This is a genomic window from Microbulbifer sp. ABF4_143 (genome assembly GCF_056160225.1).
On record NZ_JBSWWT010000023.1, the window covers coordinates 47,367 to 56,857 of the forward strand.

At 64.3% G+C, this 9,491-nt stretch carries 7 protein-coding genes; 1 reads left to right on the forward strand and 6 read right to left on the reverse strand.

Going from position 1 to position 9,491, the window contains the following annotated elements; translation table 11 throughout:
* Positions 1-559 precede the first annotated feature (559 nt).
* The 6 genes from ACXAF3_RS15805 to uvrA form a co-directional block, all read right to left on the reverse strand.
* Positions 560-1,090 (reverse strand): GNAT family N-acetyltransferase, encoded by a 531-nt coding sequence (locus ACXAF3_RS15805; RefSeq protein WP_475113264.1) that lies wholly within the window; start codon positions 1,088-1,090, stop codon positions 560-562.
* A complete protein-coding gene (locus ACXAF3_RS15810) occupies positions 1,087-2,019 on the reverse strand; it encodes a 5-oxoprolinase subunit C family protein (RefSeq protein WP_475113270.1) in 933 nt (310 codons plus the stop codon). The genes ACXAF3_RS15805 and ACXAF3_RS15810 overlap by 4 nt, the downstream gene beginning before the upstream one ends.
* A 2-nt stretch (positions 2,020-2,021) precedes the next feature.
* Positions 2,022-2,750 carry a 5-oxoprolinase subunit PxpB gene (gene pxpB, locus ACXAF3_RS15815; protein ID WP_475113265.1) on the reverse strand — a complete coding sequence of 243 codons (729 nt, stop codon included), beginning with the start codon at positions 2,748-2,750 and terminating at the stop codon, positions 2,022-2,024.
* Entirely contained in the window at positions 2,747-3,499 is a 753-nt protein-coding gene (gene pxpA, locus ACXAF3_RS15820; protein WP_475113266.1) for a 5-oxoprolinase subunit PxpA, read from the reverse strand. The genes pxpB and pxpA overlap by 4 nt, the downstream gene beginning before the upstream one ends.
* Positions 3,500-4,726 carry an Nramp family divalent metal transporter gene (locus ACXAF3_RS15825; RefSeq protein ID WP_475113267.1) on the reverse strand — a complete coding sequence of 409 codons (1,227 nt, stop codon included), beginning with the start codon at positions 4,724-4,726 and terminating at the stop codon, positions 3,500-3,502.
* 120 nt (positions 4,727-4,846) lie between these two features.
* Entirely contained in the window at positions 4,847-7,672 is a 2,826-nt protein-coding gene (gene uvrA / locus ACXAF3_RS15830; RefSeq protein ID WP_475113268.1) for an excinuclease ABC subunit UvrA, read from the reverse strand.
* 260 nt (positions 7,673-7,932) lie between these two features.
* On the opposite strand from uvrA, the gene ACXAF3_RS15835 reads away from it, so the two are divergent.
* Positions 7,933-9,339, forward strand: a complete 1,407-nt coding sequence (locus ACXAF3_RS15835; RefSeq protein ID WP_475113269.1) for a mannose-1-phosphate guanylyltransferase/mannose-6-phosphate isomerase — start codon at positions 7,933-7,935, stop codon at positions 9,337-9,339.
* Positions 9,340-9,491 lie beyond the last annotated feature (152 nt).

Sequence of the window (9,491 nt, forward strand, 5' to 3'; positions counted from 1 at the left end):
ATTAGTGAATGAAATTGGGTGGGTCCAGAAAATTTCGCGCTAAAACTTGCTGGTCATCATAGACGTACCAGTCTCGTTTTTCCGGGGATAAACAGTTCGCATTTTCGGCGGGAGAAATCGAAAAGTGGCCGTGCGCCAACATTGTCGAGGCGGCTGGGCAGACAATCAGCCTTAGTTGCCGTAGTCGATAGGCACATCAAAAAAGTGATCGGCACATTTCCCATAGTCGCCTGGGGTGAAGGCGGAAAATGCGGTCTGGTAGTCCACCAGTTTGCAGGCTTAGCTCTTGCCGCCGGGGTTTTCCGCTGACCGGCTCCAGTCCTGCTCCCGCTAGATTTCCATGGCGCCGGTGCGGGCGAAAACCGCTACCGACGCTGTTATTTCGCTTCCACCACCCCGGATGGCGCATCGCCCGCTATGCGGATCGGGCGGCGCCGTCTGCGCGGGAGCAATTGCGGGTGTGTACTTCGACGGCGGGCAGGCGCGGAAAAACCCCCGCGACGCTGCAGGTTCAATTCCGCACGCCGAGTATGCGGCTGCTGTCGGACACCAGTGCGGCTTAAGCGTAGAGGTCCAGCGTCACTTCGCAGAAGCTCAGGCGGATCTTCCGCTCGAAGGCCAGCCCGAGTTTCTGCAGTACCCTGGTCGAAGCCAGGTTGGCCGGATCCACTATGCCGACGATACGCGTCAGCCCCAACTGCTCGCGGCCGTAATCCATCACTGTTGTACAGGCCTCGCTCGCCAGGCCCCGCCCCCAGTATTCGGGCAGGAAGCGATAGCCGATATCCACTTCGTCGATTTCCGGCACATACTTGAGGCCGCAGAAACCGATCAGCCTGCCGCTTTCCTTGTCGACGCAGGCCAGGCGGCCTATACCGTGTTGGCGGTAATCGCGCAGCGGCGCGGCGCGCATCATGTCGAGCGCGGCCTGCAGGGAGTCCAGCGGCGTGCGCCCGACATAGCGCACCACCTCCGGATGGGCATTGAGCAGGAAGTAGTTCTCGACATCGTCCGGGGTAAAGGGGCGCAGCCGCAGGCGCTTCGTCTCCAGTACCGGTGTTTGCGGGCGCGGCCCTGTTTCAGTTCTCATGCGTTGAGCCTCTGCCGCGCTTTGTCCAGTAGTGCGGTTTTGCCGGCGAGAATTTGCTGCGCCTGTGCCGGGGAGACTTTGCGCAGGCTTACGCGGTCGCCGGCCTTCACCTGCCCGAGTATATGCAGATCGGCGCTGATGACATGGGCAATGCGCGGGTAGCCGCCGATGGTCTGCCCCTCGACAAAGGAGATGATCGGCAGGCCACCCGGGGGTATCTGTATGGTACCGGGGCAGAGGCCGGAGGAGACGATCTGTGGCAGCTCTTCCGTATTGAGCGGACGGCCCTGCAGGCGGATACCCATGCGATTGCTCTGCGCCGAGACCTGGAACGCCTGTCGATAAAAATCCGCCAGCGCGGCGGTGTCGAAGTGCCGCTCCTCGGCGCCGGCGACGACTCGCAGCTGCGGATGCCCTGTATAGCGCGGCTGATACTCGGCGTCGAGTTGGCGCGGGGCGGCCCCTGTCACCTCTCTGAAGTCGATGATGTCACCGTCCTGAATGGCTCTGCCGTGCAGGCCGCCGAATCCACCCACCAGGTTGGTGCCACAACATCCGAACACCGGGGGCAGGTCCAGCAGCCCGGAGAAGGCGATATAGGCTCGCGCGCCGCTCAGCAGGCGGCCGAATATCAGAGTGTCGCCGCGCCGGATGTGCAGTACCCGGTTGTTGTCGACCGGTTCGCCGTTTTGTGTCAGTTCGAATTGCGCGCCGACAACGGCGATTGCGAGGTCGCGCCGGAACTCTATTTTCGGACCGGTCAATGTCACCTCGAGGACTGGATTGCCGGGCGGCCTGCCCAGCAGCAGGTTGGCCAGTTGCATCGCCATGGCGTCGGCGGCGCCGCCGCGGGAGATGCCGTAGCGCATTAGCCCGCTGCGGCCGAGATCCTGTACGCTGGTTTGCAGGCCCGCGCGGATAAAGCGCATGCTCACTGCGCGCCCTCCAGTTGCGTGATTTCCAGGGCGCCCTGATCGAAGCGTTCGAAGGCGTCGCGGTCGATCGGGCAGAATACTATCCGGTCCAGCGGTTCGGCGATAAACGGCGTATCGCTGTGTGGCTGGAACAGCTTCGCGGGCGTGCGCCCGACGATCTGCCAGCCCCCGGGTGTGGCCTGCGGATAGATGCCGGTCTGGCTGCCGCCGATGCCCACGGCGCCGGCGGGCAGGCGCAGCGCCGGTGTCGCCTTACGCGGGCAGTGCAGCTTCGGGTCCAGCCCGCCCAGATACAGGAAGCCCGGAGAAAATCCCAGCATATGCACCAGGTACTGCGGCGCCGTGTGCAGGGCGACAATCTGCTGCGGAGACAGGCCCGTGTGTTCGCTGACGGCGGGCATATCCGGTGCGAACTCCGCCTCGTAGCAGACCGGCAGCCGGATAAGGCGCGGTGTGCGCGGTAATTTGGGCGGCTGTTGCAGCAGCTGGCGGGTCAGCGTCTGTAGCCGGTCGGCGAGACGGCTGCGATCGCAGAGCAGTGGATCGAAGCAAACGGTCAGGCACTGGTAGGCCGGAATAAGATCCACAATGCCCACCCAGTCCTGCGCTGCTATCTGCTGCTCCAGCGCAATGATACGCCGGCTCAGCGCCTCGCCGGGCGCCTCTGCGAAGCGGATATCCAGCGCGCTGTCGCCGTTGGCCGAGATGCAAAACGCCGACTTCACGGGCTCACTTCCACATCGTGCCGGCGCAGGTGCCACTGCAGTTCCCGGGCAATTTCCAGAGCATTCGGGTTGTCGCCGTGCAGACAGATACTGTCGACGGAAAACTGCAGCGGCTCTCCGCGATAGGATTCGAAGGGCAGACATTTTGCCAGGCTCACAGCCTGCGCCAGGCAGGGCGTCAGCTCCGCAATCACCGCGCCATCGAGGTTGCGCGGCGCCAGCTGGTGATCGCTCAGGTAGCGCCTGTCCATAAAGCCCTCGCGCAGAAAGGGCTGCTTCCGTCTGCGCGCGGCGGCCTCCATGGCGCCGTTGGCCAGCCCGAGAATTTTCAGCGAGGGGAATTCAGCGCGAATGAAATCGACAATCCGCCCGGCGAGTTCGCGATCGGCCTCGGCGTCGTTGTAGAGGGCGCCGTGCAATTTGATATGGTCCAGATCCGCGCCCGCCTGTGCGGCCAGGTCCAGCAGGCGGCGGACCTGCTCGCCGATGGACTCGAGCAGCTGCCCGGTTTCCATCGCCAGCGAGCGGCGGCCGAAGTTTTCCGGATCCGGATAGCCGGGATGGGCGCCGATTTTCAGGCGGCTTTTCCGCGCGTTGGCCAGCGACAGCCGCATGGTGGTCGGATTGCCGGCGTGTCCGCCACAGGCGATATTGCAGCGGGAGATAAACGGCATAATCCGCGCGTCCCGCGCGCAGTCGTCCGCCGTCGCACCCTCGCCCAGATCACAGTTGATATCTATCTTGTGCATTTACAACCAGCCAAAGGCCGCCATCAGGCTGCGGCCGCCGAGCAGTATCGTCACCAGCAGGACCAGGAAACCGAGCAGGTTCTGCCAGCGTGAATTTCTGTAGTCGCCCAGCCGCGCGGAATTCGTTTCCCGCAACAGGAAAGCCGTGACGATCGGCAGCAGCAGGCCGTTGGCGACCTGTGCAAACCAGATAAGCCGGACCGGCTTTATGCCCAGGGTCGCCACCAGCGTGCCGATGGCCAGTATCGCCAGCCACACCAGGCGGAAGCCGGCGGATTTCAGATCTGGCTTCATACCCAGTATACCGCTGAGCGCGTAGGCCGCGGCCAGGGGCGCGGTCACCGCGGAGGAAATTCCCGCTGCGAACAGGCCGATACCGATAAAGTACTGGGCGCTGGCGCCGAACAGCGGCTGCAGAGAGCGGGCGATATCCCCGGCGTTGCGCAGCGCTATGTGTTCGGCAAAGAAGGCGGAGGCGGCGGTGGCCACTATCGCGATGGAAATCAGGCCGCCCAGCGGGATGGAGAAATAGATGTCTTTGCGCGCCTGCGGCAGGAATTCGGGGCCCTGCCATTTCTTCGCGGCGCTGGCGCTGTGCAGGAACAGGTTGTAGGGCACCACCGTGGTGCCGATCAGCGCGATTGCGGTGAGCCCGGCACCCGGCGGAATCGCGGGCAGTGTCAGACCGCGCAGCAGGGCGGGGAGATCCGGCCTGGTAATGGCGAGGGTGACGAGAAAGGCGAGGCTCATCAGCACCACCAGGAAGACCAGTGCGCCCTCGATCACGCGGTAGTCTCCGCGCCACAGCAGCGCGAAGGCCGCCGCGGCAATAAGCGGCGGCCAGGGACTGGGCGACGAAGTTCCGTGGCCGATGGCGGAGATCAGCGCATCCAGCCCCAGGCTGGCGCCGGCGATATTGCCGCTCTGGTAGGCGGCGTTGCCGATCACAATCGCGCCGACCACCAGCGCAGTGGCCACAAAGCGCGACAGCGGCCGCCGGAAGGTCCGGCGAATATTTTCCCCCAGCCCCTGCTGCGTCACTATACCGAGGCGCGCACTCATCTCCTGCAGTATCACACTGGCCAGTACCGCGAACAGCAGCGCCCACAGCAGTGCGTAGCCGAAGCGGGCGCCGGCCAGACTGGCGGTGACCACCGTGCCCGGGCCTATAAACGCTGCCGCGACCATGGTGGCCGGCCCTATGTTCAGAGCTTTGCCGATCTTCATGTATTTATTATGGGTTTTGTGATGAATAGTTAATCACAGCCCCCGGCGAATAGGAATTTCACAGAAAAAAGGCGAGGCCGGTGCGGCTTCGCCTTTTTGTATCGGCTTGTCTGTATGTCCTCAGCCGAGCATCGGTTTCAGGAAGCGCCCGGTGTGGGACTCCTCCATTTCGGCCACGTCTTCCGGCGTGCCGGTGGCAATGATCTGTCCGCCGCCGGAACCGCCCTCCGGGCCCAGGTCCACGATCCAGTCGGCGGTCTTGATCACGTCCAGGTTGTGTTCGATCACGACGATGGTGTTGCCGTGGTCGCGCAGCCGGTGCAGCACATCCAGCAGCAGCTGGATATCGGCGAAGTGCAGGCCGGTGGTGGGCTCGTCGAGAATGTACAGTGTCTTGCCGGTATCGCGTTTGGACAGCTCGCGCGACAGCTTGACCCGCTGTGCCTCGCCGCCGGACAGGGTCGTGGCCGCCTGGCCCAGCTTGATATAGGAGAGGCCCACGTCCATCAGCGTCTGCAGCTTCTTGGCGATGGCGGGTACCGGATCGAAGAATTCCCGCGCGTCCTCGACGGTCATCTCCAGCACCTCGTGGATATTCTTGCCTTTGTAGTGCACTTCCAGAGTTTCGCGGTTGTAGCGCTTGCCCTTGCAGGTGTCGCAGGGCACGTAGATATCCGGCAGGAAGTGCATCTCCACCTTGATCACGCCGTCGCCCTGGCAGGCCTCGCAGCGGCCGCCCTTGACGTTGAAGCTGAAGCGGCCCGGCTTGTAGCCGCGGGAGCGTGCCTCCTGGGTGCCGGCGAAGAGTTCGCGGATCGGGGTGAAGATGCCGGTGTAGGTGGCGGGGTTCGAGCGCGGCGTGCGCCCGATGGGGCTCTGGTCTATATCGACGCACTTGTCGAAATGCTCCAGGCCGTGCACGGCCTTGTAGGGTGCGGCCTTCAGCGTCGTCGCCTTGTTCAGCGCTGTGGCCGCGAGCGGATACAGGGTGCTGTTGATCAGCGTCGACTTGCCGGAGCCGGACACGCCGGTGATGCAGGTGAAGAGCCCCACAGGAATCTCCAGGTCGACATTCTTCAGGTTGTTGCCGCTGGCGCCCTCGATACGCAGCATATAGTCCGGGTCTGCGACATAGCGCTCTTCGGGCACTGCGATCTTTTTCCTGCCGGACAGGTACTGGCCGGTCAGTGAGCGCTCACAGGCGGCCACCTGCTCGTGGCTGCCGGCCACCACCACCTCGCCGCCGTGCACGCCGGCGCCGGGGCCGATATCGACGATAAAGTCGGCGGCGCGTATCGCGTCCTCGTCGTGCTCGACGACGATAACGGTGTTGCCGATATCGCGCAGGTGGGTCAGGGTATTCAGCAGCCGCTCGTTGTCGCGCTGGTGCAGGCCGATGGACGGCTCGTCGAGAATATACATGACCCCGACCAGGCCGGCGCCTATCTGGCTCGCCAGGCGGATACGCTGGGCCTCGCCGCCGGAGAGTGTCTCGGCGCTGCGGTTCAGGGTCAGGTAGTTCAGACCCACGTCGACCAGGAAGCGGAAGCGGTCGCGCAGCTCCTTCAGGATCTTGTCGGCGATCTCCTTCTGCGCGCCCTCGAATTTGAGCTGATTGGCGAAATACTCAAAGGCGTCACCCACCGGCATCTCGGTGATCTGCGCCAGGGTGCGGTTGTCGACGAATACGTGGCGCGCCTCGCGGCGCAGGCGTGTGCCGCAGCAGTCGGGGCATTTCTGCGTGCTCAGGTATTTGGCCAGCTCCTCGCGCACCGACTGGGATTCGGTGTCGCGGTAGCGGCGCTGGAAATTCGGAATAATGCCCTCGAAGGTGTGGCGGCGCACGGTGACGTCGCCGCGATCGTTCACATAGCTGAAATCGATCGGCGTGTCGCCGCTGCCGTAGAGAATCACGTCGCGGTATTTCTTCGCGAGTTTTTTCCACGGCCTGTCCAGATCGAAACCGTAGTGCTCGGCCAGGGAGTCGAGCATATGGTAGTAGTAGATATTGCGGCGGTCCCAGCCGCGGATGGCGCCCTCGGAGATGCTGCTGTCCGGGTCGAGGATGATCTTTTCCTCGTCGAAGAACTGCTTCACGCCCAGGCCGTCGCAACTGGGGCAGGCGCCGGCCGGATTGTTGAAGGAGAAGAGGCGCGGCTCCAGTTCGTTGAGTGAGTAGTCGCACACCGGGCAGGCGTGGCGCGCGGAGAAGAGGCGATCTTCCTGTGTGCCCTCCATAAAGGCGATGGAGGCGATGCCGTCGGTCAGGGCGAGCGCCGTTTCGAAGGATTCCGCCAGGCGCAGCTGCAGGTCCCCGCGTACCTTGAAGCGGTCCACCACCACTTCGATGGTGTGCTTCTTGCGCTTGTCCAGCTTGGGGGTGTCGTCCAGGTCGCACACCAGGCCGTCGATGCGCGCGCGCACGAAGCCGTCGCGCCGGAGCTGTTCGAATACGTGCAGGTGCTCGCCCTTGCGGTCGCGCACCACCGGCGCCAGCAGCATGACCTTGGTGCCCTCCGGCAAAGCCAGCACCTGGTCCACCATCTGGCTGATTGTCTGCGCCTGCAGCGGCTCATGGTGGTCCGGGCAGCGGGGTTCGCCGACGCGGGCGAAGAGCAGGCGCAAATAGTCGTAGATCTCGGTGATGGTGCCGACGGTGGAGCGCGGGTTGTGGGAGGTGGACTTCTGCTCGATCGAGATCGCCGGCGACAGGCCCTCCACCGTGTCCACATCCGGCTTTTCCATCATCGACAGGAACTGGCGCGCGTAGGTGGACAGCGATTCCACATAGCGCCGCTGTCCCTCGGCGTAGAGGGTGTCGAAGGCCAGCGAGGACTTGCCGGAGCCGGACAGGCCGGTGATCACGATCAGCTTGTCGCGGGGAATATCCAGATCGATATTCTTCAGGTTGTGGGTGCGCGCACCCCTCACATAAATCGTGTCCACACTGTACCTTGTTTTAGTGTCCCTGGGGTCAGCCCGGGCGGCCCTGCTGCCGGTGGCTGTTCTCGAGACACGCTGTGAATACATCCCTGTACGCTCTCCGCGGCCATCCATGGCCGCGAAAGGTCTCGAGAACAGCCCCCGGCATCAGGCCCTTAGCTTCAAGTTCGTTACTATCGGGCCGGAAAAACAGCCAAGTATAATCCCGCAGTCAAGTGTGCCAAAATTCCCCGTCCCAAAAATTAACAGCCGATCGACAATTCATGATTCCCGTTATCCTCTGCGGCGGCACCGGCTCGCGTCTGTGGCCGCTGTCCCGCGAAGCCTACCCGAAACAGTTCCTGCCCCTGGCCGGCAGCGACACCATGCTGCAGGCCACGGCGCTGCGCCTGGACGGCCTCGAGGGCGTGCAGGCGCCGATACTCGTGTGCAACGAGGCGCACCGCTTCGCCGCCGCCGAGCAGCTGCAGGAGATAGGCCGCGCGGCCCAGTCGATTCTGCTGGAGCCCTGCGCGCGCAACACGGCACCGGCGATAGCGCTGGCCGCGCTGGCGGCACTGGAGCAGGGCGGGGACCCACTGCTGCTGGTGCTGCCGGCGGATCACGCGGTCGCCGATATCGCGGCCTTCCAGAAAGCGGTGGCAGTGGCGGTCGATCTGGCCGCGCAGGGCAACCTGGTGACCTTCGGCATAGTGCCCACCCGCGCCGAGACCGGCTACGGCTATATCCGCCGCGGCGAGGCCATCGGCGAGGGCGCCTGGAAGGTGGCGCAGTTCGTCGAGAAACCGGACGCGGCCACCGCCGAGACCTACCTGGCCGGCGGAGACTATTCCTGGAACAGCGGCATGTTCCTGTTCCGCGCCTCGCGCTATATCGAGGAACTGGGCCAGCACCGGGCGGATATTCTCGAGGCCTGCCGCGCCGCCTATGCCGGCGCCGCGCGGGATCTGGATTTCACCCGCGTGGATGCCGAGGCCTTTGCCGCCTGTGCCGATGACTCGGTCGACTACGCGGTGATGGAGAAGACCGAGTCCGCGGCGGTGGTGCCGATGGACGCCGGCTGGAGCGATGTCGGCTCCTGGTCCGCGCTGTGGGAGCTGGCGGAGCGGGATGGCGATGACAACCTGCTGCGCGGCGACGTGCTGGCGGAGGACAGCGCCGGCTGCCTGGTCCATGGGGACAGCCGCCTGGTGGGCCTGCTGGGTGTGCGCGACCTGGTGGTGGTGGACACCGACGATGCGGTGCTGATCGCGGACAAGCGGCGGGTGCAGGAGGTCAAGAAGCTGGTGCAGCGTCTGAAAGGCGCCGCGCGCAGCGAGGCCGAGCGCCACCGCAAGGTCTACCGCCCCTGGGGCTACTACGACTCCATCGACGCCGGCCCCCGCTTCCAGGTCAAGCGCATAGTGGTCAAGCCGGGCCGGCAGCTGTCCCTGCAGATGCACCACCACCGCGCGGAGCACTGGATAGTCGTGCGCGGCACGGCAAAAGTGACCCGCGGCGACGAGGAGCTGCTGATCACCGAGAACCAGTCCACCTATATCCCGCTGGGGGTGACCCACCGCCTCGAGAATCCGGGCACCATTCCGCTCGAGCTGATCGAAGTGCAGTCCGGCAGTTACCTGGGTGAGGACGACATAGTCCGCTTCGACGACAGCTACGGGCGCTCGTAGGGACGGACGGTCGTTGGGGAGGGCGGAACAAAACGTCGATATCGATGCGATGGCCCTGCTATCGGTGGCCTTTTGCAGGACTGTCGGCCCGAGGGAACAAGCCAACAAACCTCCCAGGAGGGAGTCCCAGCATTTCCTTCCCAAAGAACCCA

Coding starts and splice junctions, on each gene's coding strand:
- ACXAF3_RS15805 (WP_475113264.1), bottom strand. CDS start 1,090: ATGAGAACTGAAACAGGGCCGCGCCCGCAAACACCGGTACTGGAGACG.
- ACXAF3_RS15810 (WP_475113270.1), bottom strand. CDS start 2,019: ATGCGCTTTATCCGCGCGGGCCTGCAAACCAGCGTACAGGATCTCGGC.
- pxpA (WP_475113266.1), bottom strand. CDS start 3,499: ATGCACAAGATAGATATCAACTGTGATCTGGGCGAGGGTGCGACGGCG.
- ACXAF3_RS15825 (WP_475113267.1), bottom strand. CDS start 4,726: ATGAAGATCGGCAAAGCTCTGAACATAGGGCCGGCCACCATGGTCGCG.
- ACXAF3_RS15835 (WP_475113269.1), top strand. CDS start 7,933: ATGATTCCCGTTATCCTCTGCGGCGGCACCGGCTCGCGTCTGTGGCCG.